General features: G+C 69.5%; 14 protein-coding genes. 5 read left to right on the forward strand and 9 right to left on the reverse strand.

All coding sequences use genetic code 11. The features are described 5' to 3' along the window. Positions 1-8: 8 nt before the first annotated feature. Positions 9-4832, forward strand: a complete 4824-nt coding sequence (locus AC5DRG_RS23900) for a wHTH domain-containing protein (RefSeq protein ID WP_491812668.1) — start codon at positions 9-11, stop codon at positions 4830-4832. Here the strand turns inward: AC5DRG_RS23900 and AC5DRG_RS23905 are convergent. After that, positions 4744-5028 (reverse strand): DUF4031 domain-containing protein, encoded by a 285-nt coding sequence (locus AC5DRG_RS23905; RefSeq protein WP_491812669.1) that lies wholly within the window; start codon positions 5026-5028, stop codon positions 4744-4746. The two genes, AC5DRG_RS23900 and AC5DRG_RS23905, sit on opposite strands and share 89 nt — an antisense overlap. After that, the gene (locus tag AC5DRG_RS23910) at positions 5025-5432 is read right to left on the reverse strand and encodes a DUF8819 family protein (protein WP_491812670.1); all 408 of its coding nucleotides are present in this window, start codon (positions 5430-5432) and stop codon (positions 5025-5027) included. Before AC5DRG_RS23910 ends, AC5DRG_RS23905 begins: the two co-directional genes overlap by 4 nt. Before the next feature lie 55 nt (positions 5433-5487). Here AC5DRG_RS23910 and AC5DRG_RS23915 point away from each other — a divergent pair, with 55 nt between their 5' ends. From AC5DRG_RS23915 to AC5DRG_RS23925, 3 genes are all read left to right on the forward strand, one after another. Continuing rightward, a complete protein-coding gene (locus AC5DRG_RS23915) occupies positions 5488-6411 on the forward strand; it encodes a MurR/RpiR family transcriptional regulator (protein WP_491812672.1) in 924 nt (307 codons plus the stop codon). 143 nt (positions 6412-6554) lie between these two features. Beyond that, positions 6555-7496 carry an N-acetylmuramic acid 6-phosphate etherase gene (gene murQ, locus AC5DRG_RS23920; protein WP_491812673.1) on the forward strand — a complete coding sequence of 314 codons (942 nt, stop codon included), beginning with the start codon at positions 6555-6557 and terminating at the stop codon, positions 7494-7496. A gap of 16 nt (positions 7497-7512) precedes the next feature. After that, positions 7513-8907 carry a PTS transporter subunit EIIC gene (locus AC5DRG_RS23925; protein ID WP_491812674.1) on the forward strand — a complete coding sequence of 465 codons (1395 nt, stop codon included), beginning with the start codon at positions 7513-7515 and terminating at the stop codon, positions 8905-8907. Here the strand turns inward: AC5DRG_RS23925 and AC5DRG_RS23930 are convergent. From AC5DRG_RS23930 to AC5DRG_RS23950, 5 genes are all read right to left on the reverse strand, one after another. Continuing rightward, positions 8888-10393: a subtype B tannase gene (locus AC5DRG_RS23930; RefSeq protein ID WP_491812675.1), complete on the reverse strand. Its 1506-nt coding sequence runs from the start codon at positions 10391-10393 to the stop codon at positions 8888-8890. The genes AC5DRG_RS23925 and AC5DRG_RS23930 overlap by 20 nt on opposite strands. Before the next feature lie 230 nt (positions 10394-10623). Then, the gene (locus AC5DRG_RS23935; protein ID WP_491812676.1) at positions 10624-11046 is read right to left on the reverse strand and encodes a PIN domain nuclease; all 423 of its coding nucleotides are present in this window, start codon (positions 11044-11046) and stop codon (positions 10624-10626) included. Continuing rightward, positions 11037-11243: a type II toxin-antitoxin system VapB family antitoxin gene (locus tag AC5DRG_RS23940; protein ID WP_491812677.1), complete on the reverse strand. Its 207-nt coding sequence runs from the start codon at positions 11241-11243 to the stop codon at positions 11037-11039. The genes AC5DRG_RS23935 and AC5DRG_RS23940 overlap by 10 nt, the downstream gene beginning before the upstream one ends. Before the next feature lie 392 nt (positions 11244-11635). After that, positions 11636-11875, reverse strand: a complete 240-nt coding sequence (locus AC5DRG_RS23945) for a hypothetical protein (RefSeq protein WP_491812678.1) — start codon at positions 11873-11875, stop codon at positions 11636-11638. A gap of 145 nt (positions 11876-12020) precedes the next feature. Continuing rightward, positions 12021-12719, reverse strand: coding sequence for a hypothetical protein (locus tag AC5DRG_RS23950; RefSeq protein WP_491812679.1), 699 nt, complete (start codon positions 12717-12719; stop codon positions 12021-12023). A gap of 176 nt (positions 12720-12895) precedes the next feature. Between AC5DRG_RS23950 and AC5DRG_RS23955 the strand changes: the two genes are divergently transcribed. Further along, complete coding sequence (locus AC5DRG_RS23955; RefSeq protein ID WP_491812680.1) at positions 12896-13474, forward strand: hypothetical protein; 579 nt, start codon at positions 12896-12898, stop codon at positions 13472-13474. Positions 13475-13581: 107 nt separating this feature from the next. Here the strand turns inward: AC5DRG_RS23955 and AC5DRG_RS23960 are convergent, their stop codons facing one another. Next, positions 13582-15090 (reverse strand): MFS transporter, encoded by a 1509-nt coding sequence (locus AC5DRG_RS23960; RefSeq protein WP_491812681.1) that lies wholly within the window; start codon positions 15088-15090, stop codon positions 13582-13584. Between the two features lie 145 nt (positions 15091-15235). Next, positions 15236-16117 (reverse strand): metallophosphoesterase family protein, encoded by an 882-nt coding sequence (locus AC5DRG_RS23965; RefSeq protein WP_491812682.1) that lies wholly within the window; start codon positions 16115-16117, stop codon positions 15236-15238. Between the last annotated feature and the right edge of the window lie 32 nt (positions 16118-16149).

Here is a 16149-nt window from a genome sequence, read left to right on the forward strand (position 1 = left end):
CACCGCCCATGCCACAGCACAAGGCGCTGCTCATCGGGGCCGGCGAGTACGACGACCCGAGCATCAACCACCTGCCCTTCGTCCGCGACGACCTGCAGCGGCTGCGCGAGGTCCTGATCGGCCGCGGTTTCCAGCAGGCCGACGTCCTGGAGAGCAGACGCGGCATCACGCAGAACACCGTGCGCGGCCCGGTCCAGCGGTTCCTGCAGGACGCCGGCCGCGGTGACACCCTGCTCATCCTGCTCAGCGGGCACGGAATCCACTTCGAGGGCAAGGACTACCTGGTCCCGGAGGACGCCACCTCCGACGCCCGGCCGTTCACCGACAGCTGTATCGAGATCGGCTGGCACAAGGAGGTGGAGGCGTCCCCCGCGGAACGCGTCGTCTTCCTCATCGACGCCTGCCGCGAGGGCATGGTGCTGGACAGCAAGGCCGTACCGGGGACCCGGCCGTGGCAACCCCCGCAGATCATCCGCACGCTGCGCCAGAAAGTCGCGTACGTGCACGCCTGCGCCAAACCCCAGGTCGCCCTGTTCGTCCGGGAGTCGGACGTGCTGCGCCCCGGCTCCGACGTCGGGACCCAGGAGGGCGAGTCGTTCAGCATCTTCTCGCGGGCCGTGTCCGACGTGATCACCGACGACCCGCACGCCCTGGGCCTGCGCGACTTCGCCCAGCAGGTGCAGGAGCGGGTCAACGCCTTCCACCGCGCCTACGGCAAGGCCAACGCCCCGCAACAGGTCAAGGTCACCTGTGAGACGGACGCCGGCGGTGGGGACTTCCCGTTGCTTCCGGGCCTCGACCGGCGGACCGAGGTCCACCCCTGGGTCCGCGGTGTCGACAAACACCCCGTGTGGCATCACACCCCCGAGGGTCCCGCACGCGAGACCCTTCAGCAGATCTGCGGTGCGCTGGCGAGCCGGCTGGCCGCGGCCTACGAGAAGGCCGCGTCGACGCTCGGCGACGACCCGTGGCACGACCGCGATCTGGCCCCACGGGTGCACGAGCGGCTGGGATTCCTGGTCGGCCGGGAGGGCGGGGTGCGGCTCTCCCCGACGGAGGCCGCGCTCGCCTTCCTGTTCCCGCTCATCGCCCAGACCTTCTGGGCGCAGGAGGCCGCCCAGCGCCTCGGCGTGCTCACCCCGGACCCGACGGCCCCGGGGCCCGACCAGGCCCGCTTCCACAAGTTCGCCCAGGGCTTCCCCCGGCTCAAGCGCCGGCTGCTCGCCCTGGAGCACAAGAGGACGGCGGGCGGCTCGAAGACCGCGGCTGAACTGACCGCCGCGGAGGACTCGACGCGGCACATCCACTGGTGGCTCTTCCACCGCTGGCTGATCCAGCAGCCCGAGCTGTACACGGCCGAGCGGCTCAAGGCACTCCTCGGCGATGTCACCTCGGACGGGGAGCATCCGCGGTGGGTCGGCGACGCGCTCTCCGGCGAACGCCTCATGCGACTGCTGCGCGAGCACCGCACCGCCCCGTTCACCATGCGGCGGGCCACCACGGATCCGATCCTGCACGGATCCCGGTCCCAGCAGGAGGACCGCGAGATCATCGGCGCCAGCGGCGGCTACGAGCAGGAGGTGCGCCCACCCCTGGTCATCGCCCTGGTCAAGGCGTCGTACGCCATGGCCGTGGACCCGGTGGACCTGCCCGAGATCGTCGTCGAGCACATCGGCGTCCGGGACAGCGTCGATCTGGAGGCGCTGCGGACCACTGTCCAGCGCTCCGACTGGCGCGTCTCCGGCCTCGGCCGCTCCCTCAACGCCGTGTGCACCCACCCGGCGGTCCAGGTCGCGCTGCGCGAGCACGCGGCACGTGTCGACCTGCTGCTGCGCGACATCAACCGCGGCGACAACCCCGTCCTCGCCCCACTCGGCACGCTCCCGCCGTACGCGGACGGAAGCCGCGTAAGTCTCGACGGCAACACCCCCGACCAGCTCTCCGACGGCATCCGTTTCCAGTTAGCCGAGGACCGCGTCCAAGAGCTGCTGATGGGCGAGGAGTTGTACGGCGACAGCGAACTGGCCGTCCGCGAGCTGTACCAGAACGCGCTGGACGCCGTCCGCTACCGCGACTGCCGTACCGAGTACCTGCGGCGCACGGGCCGGGACGTCGACCCGCTGGAGGGCCGCATCGAGTTCGTCCAGGGAGTCCACCCCGACGGCCGCCCCTATCTCCGGTGCAAGGACAACGGAATCGGCATGGGCATCACGGAGCTCAGCACCGTCTTCTCCCAAGGCGGCGCCCGTTTCGTCGATCTCCCCGAGTACATCGAGGAACAGGCGGCCTGGGCGGAGCTGCCCGGCCCGAAGCTGGAGCTGCACCCCAACTCCCGCTTCGGGATCGGCGTGCTGAGCTACTTCATGCTCGCCGACGAGATCGTCGTACGCACCTGCCGCCTCGACCGGGAGGGCCGGCCGGGCCCCCTGCTGCAGGTGGCGATCGCCGGGCCGGGCAACTTCTTCCGGGTGGACGAGCTGGGGCCGGGGCGGGAAGCGGACGTCGGGACCTCGGTCGAGCTGCTGCTCAGCCAGGAGCGGCGGTCGGTGTCGTGTGTGGATGCGTTGCAGAAGGTTCTGTGGATGGCGCCGTACCGGACGTCGGCCAAGCATGGGGCCCGGGAGCACGAGTGGGCGCCGGGTGAGGTGTCTCCCAACTCGTTGGAGTGGTCCGGCGCTTACCAGAGTTACGCCCAGCAGTTCAGCACGATCTGCATCCCATCGGGAGACCCCGACCTGTGGTGGATCGAGGGCGACGGGGTCACCCTGGCGGACGGCCTCTTCACGGGCAGGCATGTGGCGCACGAGGGCTCCTTGTACGGCGCCATCGTCAACCTGCACGGCGAATGGGCGCCCGAACTGACGGTGGACCGCAAGAGCGTGCGCTCCTACGACCAAGACCATGTGACCGCGCGCATGACTGCCGCAGCCGTCAGTCTCGCGCGCCCAGGGCTTGAGCTGCCCAACACCAACTGGTTGGAGGGCGCGAGCCGTTGGTCCTTGGCCTTCGCCGACTGCGTGGCTGAGCACGCACGCCGCGCCGACATTCCCTGGCAGCTCCACAACGACCTCTCGGCACCCTTCAGCCAGGTGGGCTTCTATCCCCCCGACGTCGGTCTGCTTCCTCTGGTCACCGGCAACTACACGGAGATCGAACAGACGTCGGCGGCAGCCTCGTTCCTCACCACCATGCCCCTGCCCGTGCTCCGCTGGCGACTGCGAACGCTGTACCGGGCCGGGTTCGGTGGCCCCGTCTCATTGCCCGGCACCGACGCCACAGACGAGCTCGGCGCCCGTCCGTCGGACTTGACTCTGTTGACCACCGGCACCGCGAAGTTCCCGAACTGGAGCAACGCACTTGCCCGTTGGACGAAAGGCCCGCAGGCATCCGGGTTCCTCGTCATGTCCCCGCCTTCCGAACCGCTCGTCAACACGGGTCTGATGAGCCTCGGCATGCTGTTCTCCTGGCGCGACCCCACCCAACCCGTCGGCACGGCGGACGTCTTCGAGCTGAGCTCTCAGATCGATCGGCCACCGACCGAGGTAGCGGAGCGCCTGAACAGCCTGGGCTACCGCACCGAGCCCTTGTCGGGCTGTGCCGCCGCCCAGTGTTCCGATCTGCCCCTGCTCCGGCCGTTGGGCAACCTGTCGAAGTGGCTCACACCCGGAGCCGCGCTGTCGGCCGCCCAGATCTGCGTCAGCGCGGCGCAGGCAGGCTGCTCCACGGAACAGGCCGCCGAGCGGCTGGCGGAGCTTGGGTTCACGGTCCCAGCCGCGTACCCGGTGCGGACGCAATGGAGCAGGGAGGAGCTGACTGTCGTCAAACTGCTGTGGGAGTCGCACGACACACCGCCCTCGCCCGAAGCGGCGGTACAGGTCTGCGCGGCCCAGCTGACCGCGGTGGCTCATGCGACGAGCCTCACCCTGCGCTTCGTCGCGGAGTTCCTGGGGCAGCTCGGATTCCTCATGCCGCCGGACGCTTCAGAGCTGCCGGAGTTGACCGACGACGACCGAGGTCTCCTCACCGACAGCCGTCACATCCAAGTCGATCAGGAAGTGTCGGTCCACTATGTGGTCGCCGCCTCCCGGCGTCTCAACCAACCTGCCCGCGCCCTCGCGCAGCGACTGCGTGAGCTCGGATTCATGGTGTCCGAGGTGCCTGACGACGAACGCCTGCCCTCCCGGGAGGACATCGCCTTCCTCGACACGGATCCCGCACCCTCCGGCCCACGTCGGCCGGTAACCCTGAACCGAGTCGCACACATCGCGACCAGGGCCGAGATCTCCCTGGTGGACGCAGCCGCCCGACTCACCTCCTTGGGACACCGCTTCGCCTTCGCCCTCGGCGTCCTCTCCCGGTTCCGGAAACAGGACGCCGAGGCCCTGGTCTACGGGGACCACGCGGAACCCGAGGACTTCGGCCCCGTCTCCCAGCCGGCCCTGCACGCCATCGCCCTCCACACCCGCCAATGGCCGCACACCGACGAAATCGCCGCCTCCCTCACCGACCTCGGCTTCACCGTCGAACCGCCCACCGAGGAGTGGATCGAGGAACGCCGACTGGAACAGGTACTGCTCACAGCTCTCCACTCCCCCGCCGACCTCCCGCCACCCACCATCCCCGACTCCTCGCGCATCTCCCTGGTCACATTGGCGACCGTGGCAATGGAAACCGGCATGTCTCTCCGCGATGTCGCCCTCAAAGCCACAGAGCTCGGCATCCACCACGAAGCCGAGACCTGGTTCACTCCCGTTTCGCCGTCGGAGCAACCCGCCCCTTCGGCCGCCGCAACCCCGCCTCCGTCAGCAGCCGCACCACCTCCCGGCTCCTGACCTCCACCGCACCGGCGGCCACCGCGTCCGCGTAACGGTGCGACGGGATGTCGTAGTGATCCCGCTCGAAGGCTCGCCTCGGGACGCCCAACTGCTCGGCGAACAGGTGGAGTTCGTCGTAGGAGATGTCGCTGACCAGGTGGGACCATAGCCGGCCGTGGCCGGGCCAGGTCGGTGGGTCTATGTAGATCGTCATGAGGACGGCGGGCCGGCGGCGGCCGAGCCCAGGGTGCCCACCGCCGCGACCTTCACGCCCGCCTTGTGGCAGACCCAATGCGGGTCGGGGCCGAGCTCCGGCTCGACGTCGAGGGCGTGGGGGTCGCCGGAGCCGCAGACGGGGCAGAGGGGCCAGCGGCCGTAGCGCTCAAGGAGCGCGTCCTGTACGTCCTGGGCGACCAGGCCTGCCACGAAAGCCACCCCGTCCGGCCACTGCTGCACCCACCAGCGGCGCTGTACGACGGAGTCCTCGACCAGCGACACGACGTCCGCCTCGGCGACCTCGCCCGCGACCAGGTCGGCGAGCACGAGGGCGCGTGCCGCGTGCAACGCCTGCTCCAAAGGGGTTACAGGGTCGCCGACGGGGCCGTTGGTGGGGTCCATGCGTCCATTGTGCGCACTCTTGACCACAACACCGAAGCGAAAATATCTTTCAAGGGTGACCCAGAACGTGAAGGAAATTTTCGGCCATGCCGGTCCCCCCGGCGGCCCGCCGCCCGCACCCGCCGCCCTCGCGGCCAAGGTGCGGACGCTGGCCCCCTCGATGACCCGCTCCATGCAGCGCGTCGCCGAGGCCGTCGCGGCCGACCCGGCCGGCTGCGCCGCCCTCACGGTCACCGGCCTCGCCGAGCTCACCGGCACCAGCGAGGCGACGGTCGTCCGCACCGCCCGCCTCCTCGGCTACCCCGGCTACCGCGACCTGCGCCTCGCCCTCGCCGGGCTCGCCGCCCAGCAGCAGTCCGGCCGCGCGCCCGCCCTCACCACCGACATCGCCGTCGACGACCCCATCGCGGACGTCGTCGCCAAACTCGCCTACGACGAGCAGCAGACCCTCGCCGACACCGCCGCCGGCCTCGACACGATCCAGCTCGGCGCGGCCGTCACCGCCCTCGCGCAGGCCCGCCGCACCGACATCTACGGCGTCGGCGCGTCCGGCCTCGTCGCCCAGGACCTCACCCAGAAGCTGCTCCGCATAGGGCTCATAGCCCACGCCCACAGCGATCCGCACCTCGCCGTCACCAATGCCGTGCAGATGCGCGCCGGTGACGTGGCGATCGCGATCACGCACTCAGGGTCGACCGGTGACGTCATCGAGCCGTTGCGGGTTGCCTTTGAACATGGGGCTACGACCGTTGCGATCACCGGGCGACCGGACGGGCTCGTCACGCAGTACGCCGATCATGTCCTCACCACGTCCACGGCTCGGGAGAGCGAGTTGCGTCCCGCGGCCATGTCGTCTCGGACCAGTCAACTTCTTGTTGTGGACTGCCTGTTCATAGGGGTGGCGCAGCGGACGTATGAGACTGCCGCGCCTGCGCTGTCCGCCTCCTACGAGGCGTTGGCTCATCGGCATCGGCGGTAGACCTAGACCGTAGGTCCGTCCGTTGTGGGTATCTGCGGGTCGCCTGTGGCTGGTCGCGCCCACGCGGCGGAGCCGCATATCGATACAGCCCCGCGCCCCTGGGTATGTCGTCCACACCGCATCTTGAAAAGAGCCGCTGCACCATGTCCTCCACCCCCTCCCCCAACCACCGTGACCTGCGAAGCGAACTGGAGACGCTCACCACCGAAGCTTTTCGGCCGGAGCTCTCCTCCATCGACCGGCTGCCCACCCTCCAGATCGCGCAGCTCATGAATGGCGAGGATGCCGCCGTGCATGCCGCCGTGGCCGGGCAGTTGGCGCGGATCGCCGGGGCCATCGACGACATCGCGGCCCGGATGGCCCGTGGCGGGCGGCTCGTCTACGCGGGTGCCGGTACGGCCGGGCGGCTGGGTGTCCTGGACGCCTCCGAATGTCCGCCCACCTTCAACACGGACCCCGCGCAGGTCGTCGGGGTCATCGCGGGTGGCCCGGCGGCCATGGTCACGTCGATCGAGGGCGCGGAGGACTCGAAGGAGCTGGCCCGCGACGACCTGGACGCGCTGCGCCTGACGGCCGACGACACGGTGGTCGGCATCTCGGCGTCGGGCCGGACCCCGTACGCCATCGGAGCGGTCGAACACGCCCGTCGGCAGGGCGCGTTGACGATCGGGCTGTCCTGCAACGACAACAGCGCGCTTGCCGCTGCAGCCGACCACGGCATCGAGGTCGTCGTAGGGCCGGAGCTGCTCACCGGCTCCACTCGCCTCAAAGCCGGCACGGCACAGAAGCTGGTCCTCAACATGCTCTCGACGATCACGATGATCCGGCTCGGCAAGACGTACGGGAATCTGATGGTCGACGTACGCGCCTCGAACGAGAAGCTGCGTGCCCGCTCCCGCCGTATCGTCGCCCTCGCCACGGGCGCGTCGGACGAGGAGATCGAGTCGGCCCTCGCGGCCACGGACGGCGAGGTGAAGAACGCGATCCTCACCATCCTGGCCGGCGTCGACGGCCCCACCGCCGCCCGCCTTCTGGAGGAGTCCGGCGGCCACCTGCGCGCGGCACTCGCAGCAGCGCCCCGCTGACCAGCACCCTCGGAGGGTGGACACCTCGTACGACACCGCCGCCGCGATCCTCCCCCTCGTCGGCGGCCCCGCGAACGTCACCTCCGTCGCCCACTGCATGACCCGCCTGCGCCTGGGCCTTGCCGATCGTTCCCTGGTGGACGAGGAGGCGTTGCGCGGGCTGCCCGCCGTCCTCGGGGTCGTGGGCGACGACGACACGTATCAGGTGGTGCTGGGGCCGGGGGTGGTGGCGAGGGTGACGCCGGAGTTCGAGGCGCTGGTGAATGCGGTGACTCCGGCTGATCAACTGGCGGCTAGAGGCGCCGAGTTGAAAGCCACCAGGAAACTGCGCAACGCCACGCCCCTCAAAACAGCCCTCCGCCGCATCGCGAACATCTTCGTCCCGCTCATCCCCGCCCTGATCGGCTGCGGAATCCTCGCGGGCGTCAACGGCCTTCTCCTCAACGCCGGTTGGCTCCCGTTCCTCACCCCCGCCCTCGCCGCCATCGCCTCCGCCTTCATGGCGCTGATCGCGGTGTTGGTCGGCTACAACACGGCGAGGGAGTTCGGCGGAACCCCGGTGCTGGGCGGCGCGGTGGCGGCGATCGTCGTATATCCGGGGGTGGCGAAGGTGACGGCGTTCGGTGTGCATCTGGTCCCCGGCCAGGGCGGGGTGCTGGGCGCGCTGGCGGCTGCGCTGCTGGGGACGTACGTGGAACGGTGGTGCCGGGGCCGGATCCCGGCGGCCCTCGACGTCCTGCTGACCCCGACGGTCACGGTCCTCGTGGCGGGCCTGGCCACCCTGTACGGCCTCATGTACGCGGCCGGCCAGCTCTCCATGGCCATCGGCACGGCCGCGAACTGGCTCCTGGCGACGACGGGCGCGGTGGCCGGCCTGATCCTCGGCGGCCTCTTCCTCCCCCTCGTGATGCTGGGCCTGCACCAGGCCCTGATCCCCATCCACGCCACACTCATCGACGAACAGGGCTACACGACCCTGCTCCCCATCCTGGCGATGGCGGGGGCGGGCCAGGTGGGCGCGGCCATGGCGGTCTACGTCCGTCTGCGCCACGACACTTCGATCCGTACGACGATCAAGTCGGCGCTTCCGGCAGGGTTGTTGGGCGTGGGCGAGCCCTTGATCTACGGGGTTTCACTGCCGTTGGGCCGCCCATTTCTGACGGCTTGTGCGGGCGGGGCGGCGGGGGGAGCCTTCGTCGGCTTCTTCGCGATGCTGGGCGACAGGGTGGGGGCGACGGCGATCGGGCCGTCGGGCTGGGCCCTGTTCCCGCTGCTGGCGGGGAACAGGGGTCTGGCACTGACGGCGGCGATCTACGCGGGCGGGTTGCTGACGGGGTATGCGGTCGGCTTCGTGGCGACGTATGTGTTCGGACTCCCCGATCGCCCGGTGCTTACTTCTTGTAACCCGTGACCTTGGCGATCCAGGTGATGAAGTCGCCGGGGTCCTGGTCGGCGCCGTGGCCGGCGTCCCAGTAGTAGAAGGTGTTGACGTCGTCGCCGAGGGTGGTGAGGCGGGTGGCGAGGTTGGAGACGACGGAGAGCGAGGTGTCGCTGTCCTTGGTGCCGACGCGGATCCACCAGTGCTTCGCGCGACGCGGGTTGACCTTGTCGACCAGGTGGTACATCGGGTTCATCAGGGCGAGCTTCTCGGGGATGTCGGCGTCGACGCGCTTGCTGCTGAGCCCGGTGGTGTCGTTCGCGGCGCCGTAGGCCGTGAAGTGGCGGGCCTTGGCGGTGCCGAGGCCGTAGAGGTTGTTCTCGCCGATGGACAGGTCCCACCCGTCGAAGGAGGGCGCGTTCTTCTTGCGGGCGCCGACGTGGGTGAGGAAGTCGGCCCAGGTGAAGGTGGCCTTGGCGCCGTCCCAGGTGATGAAGGTGTTCGCGGCGAGGTAGGTGGCGCGGTCGGCGTCGGACAGGGCGGCCAGGTACTTGGTGGCGGACGGCTGGATGAAGGTCTCCAGGACGTACGCGTCGAGGTTGCGGGCGGTGAGGGTGCCGTAGCCCTTGGCCCGCAGCTTGATGGAGGCGAGGTAGTGGGCGTACTGGGCCTGGAGTTCCTTGGAGACGGCCGAGTCGACCGCCGCTCCTGAGCTCAGGAGGTTGGACCCCCAGCACCACTCGTAGGCGGCGTCGGCGTGCTCCAGGTCGGTGATCGGGCACCAGTCGCCGCTGGCGTAGATGGCGTCGGACGCGTCGGCGGCACCGATCTCGGCGAGGTAGGAGTCGTAGAGCGAGCTGTCGCCGGAGGCACCGAGGAGGGCGGACAGGGCGCCGCCCGCGCTGACGCCTGAGGAGACGATGCGGTCGGTATTGCCGGGGATGACGCCCTTGTTGAACCTCACATACCGCACGGCCGCCTTGAGGTCGACGATGGCGGCGGGCGCGGTGCCGTAGTAGACGCCGTCGGCGTCGACGAGGGAACGGCCACGGGCGCCCGGCTCTACGACCACATACCCGGCGGCGAGGGCGAGTTGCTGCCGGCTGGTGCCGCCGCCGGGCCCCATGGCGCCTCCGATCCCGGTGGCGCTCGCGACGGAGGACGGCATGTACCCGCCCACGCTGTTGGCGAAGAGGATGGGCGCGTAGGTGGCGTGGACGGCCACACCGTCGATAGTGACCGGGACGCTGACGTTCAGGGACTGGTACGTGGCGTTCACCGGGTTGGCGACGTAGCTGGCGACCTTGTAGAAGCGGTAGGTCACCGAGTGGGCGGTGCCGGTGGTGTCGGTGATGGTCGTGGTCAGCTCGGTGTAGGCGGAGGGGTCGAAGGCGAGGGTGGAGTCCGCGGACACGACACCACTGGCGGCGCGTGCACTGGTGGCGAACCCGAGGGCGGGCACGGTCGCGGCGGCTGCGGTGAGCCCGATGACGACACTTCTGCGGTGAACTCGCTTCACTGGAGCTTCTCCTCTGGGGCGGCTCGTCGGAGTGCCGAGTCCAACAACCGACTCTGAAGATCTCCTGTGCGCCTCCAGTGACAGGAGAGGGAACCGGCCATGCCCGATCGCTCTCAAACCTGCCCAATGCGCGCGAGAGTCCGGGCTGATCGTCGTCAAAATCGTCAACAATCGACGCATAGGGCAGGGGCAGAGGTTGACCTCAACTGACGGTTTTTCTGAGGGAGTTCTCAGCCGTCAGCTTCACCCCGAGGAACGACCCATTGCACGGCTTGCCCGGTCGCTGCGGCGATGGCGTCGAAATCGGCGTCGTAGTGCAGCACGATCACACCGTGCCGCTCAGCGGTGGCGGCGATGAGCAGATCCGGCACAGAGGCGGCCCGATGGTGCCCCTTCTCCGCCAGAAGCGCCTGGACCTCGATCGCCCGGGCCCCGATCTCATCGGTCAAAGGCAGCCACTCGAACCCTCGACGAACCGACCGCCCGGCCGCGTGACCCTCGGCGTTGCGCACGCTATAAAGGATCTCCAGATCGACGACCGCACAGGTGGCGATCAACCCCCCTTCGACAAGAGGTCCCAGGACAGCCCGGACGGCCGGATGCCTGGCCCGAGCCCAGGCACTCTTGTCGACCAGATACTTCGCTACCGCCACGCGCCCGCCATCACTTCCGGGTCCGCGAGGTCGTCAAAGACACCCTCGTCCAGCATCTCCATGAACCGCCGCCGCTTCGCCGCCGCCACGAACTCGGCCAGCGCCCCGTTGATCGTGGCCCGCTTGGTCGTGGTGCCCAGTATCTCGGCGGCTTCATCGACGAGTGCATCATCCAGGTCGATCATGGTGCGTGACATCGGCCACCTCCAGGCATATAGATATCGTAAATCATTATGCACGAGTTTCCCGGATTGCGATGCCGAAGCGGTGACCGTTCCGAGGATCCATGGGCGGCGCGCCCAATGGCTTGGCACACTGCTGTTCACGCGGCTCGGATGCCCCGGGCCACAGCGTCCACGGGGGTGTCCATGGCGACGATCGGGTTGGCCGCAGCCATCGAGGAACTGCGGCAGGAGCTCTACCAGGCCCAGTCGCCCAGGTCCTCCGCCTCCCGCGTCATCGGACCCGGCATCAGAACCACCCCCCACAGGCCCCCAACACCACGACCATTGGCCCCCACTCCCACAGCGCACCACACACCACGGAGACACCCTGCTCTCACGCCCACAACACTCCTGATCCCTCCGCGTCATTCCTGGCTGGGCATCGTGCAGGCGCCTTCGCTGCTCTCAAGCGTCAGGCCCTCGTCACCCACGTCCCATTTGAAGGAGAACGCATAGTTCCCCGCCTCGATCACCAGCCGGTCGGACACGACCTTCCAGGTGGCCGCGTAGTCGTCCATGAACAGGTTTCCGTCGTCCAGGATCTCCAGGGAGTTCCACTCAGCCTCGTCCTCCGACGAGAACTGGCACTCGCCCCAACTCCCCACGAACGCTTGGTCACCGGAGTCCCCCTTCCCGTCGCCCCCCGCCCTCGCGCCGCATCCGAGCCCCAGCGCAATCACACACACCAAGCACACCGGCCTGAGTACTCCGCGCATTTCGATCCCCCACATTCCCTGCTGGTCAGTCGCGTCAGGACGGCGTGTCCGGTCCCGCCCACACGATCACGTCCGTTGTCACGCTGCTGTTGTCCGGGGCGCGGACGTCCGTCTCCGTGATGTAGATCAGGGCCATACGGTCCCGGGGTGTCCGCAGGCAGACGCGGTCGCCCGGTGCGACGGTCACCCGATTCGCGGTCGGGCTGCTCGCGTCGACCAGGGCGCCGCAGGCGACCGGGGTCGGATCGGGGTCATCGGCGGGCACCTTTGCCATGGCCTGGAGTTTCCAGGCCTTGAGGTAGACGCCGTTCACGTAGCCGACGACCTGCACATCGGAAGCGCTGCCCTCGGCCGGTGGGACCACATCTAGGTCGGTCCACGTGGACACGAGGGTCACCGGGCCCTGGAAGGTGTTGATCCACTCCGGGGAGGACGGGACCGTACGGGGAGGCCCACTCGTGGCCGCGTCCGGCGACGAGCCCGCCGCTGGCCCCGCCACCGTCACCGTCGGCCCCGGCCTCGTCACCGTGGCCGTCGCCGTCTGCGTGGGCACATCCGCCGTCGGCGACGTCACCACCGTGGGCAGGCCCAGGAATCCGACCACGGTTCCGATGGCCGCCGCGGCGAGGCTGAACCAGCCCGTCACATAGGCCGCCCGGATCGAAGGATCCTTCTGCCCCGCCGGTGCCGGTGTCGTGCCCGTGCCGTTCGCGCCACCCGTGCCGTCATTCATGACGTCCCCCGAACGTCCCCCCGAACTGTGCACCCCACAGTGACGCCAATGGCACGACGAACGAAGGCAGTTGACACGGATTCACCCCACCGTGTCACCCCTTGTGCTACGCAGGCAGCCCTTCACCGGCCACCGACACTCGTTCTCCCACTCTTGCTTCTACTCTTGGTAGCACCATGAACCACGCCCAGCTCACCGCCCTGGGCCGCGCCCTCCGCCTCCTCGGCGAGCACGGCGAGGCCCTCACCGCCGACACCCCCGACGCCAGGCTCCACGAGGTCAAGGCGGATCTCCGTCGCGCCCTCGACCTCCTGGAGGACAGCGTCTCCGGCGCCGCCCCCGCCACCCGCTGCCCCGAGCACCCGACCGGGCCGGTCGACGAGAGCGCCCCCGACCTGTGTCTGCTCTGCGAGACCCGGCGCCGCACGGCCCGCCGTTCCGAGGTGAACGGCGCCTATCCGCACTCCCGGCCCGCCGAACCCGTCTCCACCGCCCCCTCCCGCTACGGCGTCCGCGCCGACCGCCCCCAGCCCCAACAGCGCTGGCTCCCGGAGCTGTGGAACGGCCGCGAGTGGCAGCTCTGCGGCACCCCGCGCCGCGACCGCCAGGAGGCCGAGCTGTACATCACCGCCCAGCGCCGCGCCCCCCGCGCCGCCATGGCCTACCGCCTCGTGCACGAGTTCACGGACTACGAGGTGCTACGGGTCTGGGGTACACCGGTGATCGTCGACATCGAACCGATGGGCAACCTGTAAGCCGTACGGCCCGCTGAACGCCGCAGAACGGCCCTGTACGGCCGTAGAAACGACCGGACGGCCGCCCCCGTTTCCCGCGGGGACGGCCGTCTGTGAGACCAGCAGGACTACGACTTCGCCTCAGCCACTTCCGGCTCCGGCGACGCGACCTTCTCCTCCCCCGGTCCCGCGGCCGCCGGAGCGGACTCCACCGCACCGCCGGCCCGGTGGCGCGGCAGGGCTGCCGCGAGGGCGAGGGCGACCAGGGCCGCGCCGGCGCCGATGGCCATGACGACCTTGAAGCCGTTCTCGGAGGGCAGGGAGGTGCCGCCGAAGTTCGTGGTCATCTGGGCGAGGATGACGCCGGCGAGGGCGCTGGCGCCCGACGTACCGATGGAGCGCATCAGGGTGTTGAGGCTGTTCGCCGCGGCCGTCTCGGAGGCGGGGACGGCGCCCATGATGAGGGCGGGCATCGCACCGTAGGCGAAGCCGACGCCGCCGCCGATGATGCAGGAGACCAGGATGAGGTGCCAGATCTCGGACATCAGCAGGATGTTGAGGCTGTAGCCGACGGCGACGATCACGGCGCCGATCATCAGGCTGACCTTGGGGCCCTTCGCCTTGGAGATGGCGCCCGAGACCGGGGCCATCGCCATCATCACCAGGCCCTGCGGGGCCATGACCAGGCCGACGGTGAGCATGGACTTGCCGAGGCCGTAGCCGGTCTGCGACGGCAGCTGGAGGAGCTGCGGCAGGACCAGGGACATCGCGAACATCGAGAAGCCGAAGGCGATCGACGCGAGGTTGGTGAAGAGGACCTGGCGGCGGGCGGTGGTGCGCAGGTCGACGAGGGGCTGGCTGGTGCGCAGCTCGTAGAAGCCCCAGGCCGCGAAGACCACGACCGACACCGCGAACAGGCCGAGCGTCGTGCCGCTGCCCCAGCCCCAGTCGGCGCCCTTGGAGACGGCGAGGAGCAGGGAGATCAGACCGACGGCCAGACCGACCGAGCCGACGAGGTCGAAGCGTCCGCCGGTGCGGACCTTGGACTCGGGAACGATCGTCAGGACGAGCGCGAACGCCAGCACGCCGAGGGCGGCCGAGGTCCAGAACAGGACGTGCCAGCTGAAGTTGTCCGCGATGAACGCGGCGGACGGCAGACCCAGCGCGCCGCCGACGCCGAGCGAGGCGCTCATGATGGCGGTGGAGCCGGTGAGCTTCTCGGCGGGCAGGTTGTCGCGCATGACGCTGATGCCGAGCGGCACGACGGCGGCCGACAGACCCTGCAGGGTCCGGCCGATGATCATCGGGAGCAGCGAGTCGCTGAGCGCGGCGACCACCGAGCCGGAGACCAGCAGTACGAGGCTGATCAGCAGCATGCGGCGCTTGCCGAACATGTCACCGAGGCGGCCGGCGACCGGCGTGGCCACGGCGGCGGCGAGCAGGGTCGCGGTGATCGCCCAGGCGGCGTTCGACGCGGAGGCGTTCAGGTACTTCGGCAGCTCCGGGACGATCGGGATCACCAGCGTCTGCATGAGCGAGACGACGATTCCCGAGAAGGCCAGCACCGCCACCATGGCGGACGACCGTGTCCGGGCTGTTCCCCCGGCATCGGTGGGTCGGGCAAGGGCGTCGGACATGGCGGGGCCTCCGTCAGGGCTCACGGGGTAACTGGTTGCTTGGCTCACTCAAAGATAGGTCCATTGATTGAGTTAAGCAAGTTAAATCTGGATCAAAGGCCGCACCCCGGGGAAACCTGCTGTTCAGACGGTCGGTCCGTGCCGATCAGACGGTCGGGGCGTGCCGCTCCAGCAGCTCCCGCGTCCGCTCCTCGTCCAGCTCGTACACAGTCTCGTGGGCCCGCGGATCACGGGCGTGGAAGGTGTGGAACATCGGGCTCGCCGGGCCGCCCAGCTCCACGAGGGACGCCGATGCCCCGCGTACGGCGCGTTCCGTGCCGGGGGCCGTCGTCAGGTCGATGCGGTTGACGACGCCCGGAGTGACCCAGACCGGCACCGACGCCAGCAGGCCGAAGAGCTGGAGGTGGAAGTGGCCGGTGAGGACGACTTGTACGTCCGTGCCGCGGATCGCGTCCGCCAGATCACCGGGGTTCTGGAGCCCGAACGCCCGCTGGGACGGCACGTCCAGGGTGATCGGCGGGTGGTGGAGGGCGAGGACGGTCCCACGCTCGGCAGGTGCCCTCAACTCCTCCTGGAGCCAGTCCAGTTGGGCACGGCTCAGATGCCCGTGGACCTTCCCCGGCACCAGCGAGTCCAGCGTGATGAAGCGGTAGCCGCCGACCGTGCTCACGGCCGCCCGCTCGGACCCCACAGTCACCGGGGGTGCGGCGCGATCCGTGCCGTCCGCCGCCAGATGCCCACTCCCCAGCACCTTGGCGAAGGCCTGGCGCTCGTCGTGGTTGCCGGTGGTGTAGAAGACGGGCACCCCGTGCCGCGCGGCGAACTCACCGACCAGTTCCCGTACGACCGTGTAGGCCTCCGGCGCCCCGTCGTTGGCGATGTCCCCGGTGACGACGACCGCGTCCAGATTCCGCTGGCGACGGAGTTCGGTGAGCATCAGGCGCAGGGAGTCTGTCGCGTTGACGCCGCTCTTGTTGGGGGCGTCGGTGCGTTCCAGGTGGGTGTCCGAGAGATGGAGGATCCTCATCTCCCGGACACTACCCGGGCGTTGGGCCTCAG

This window comes from Streptomyces sp. JLBG701 (genome assembly GCF_058544905.1).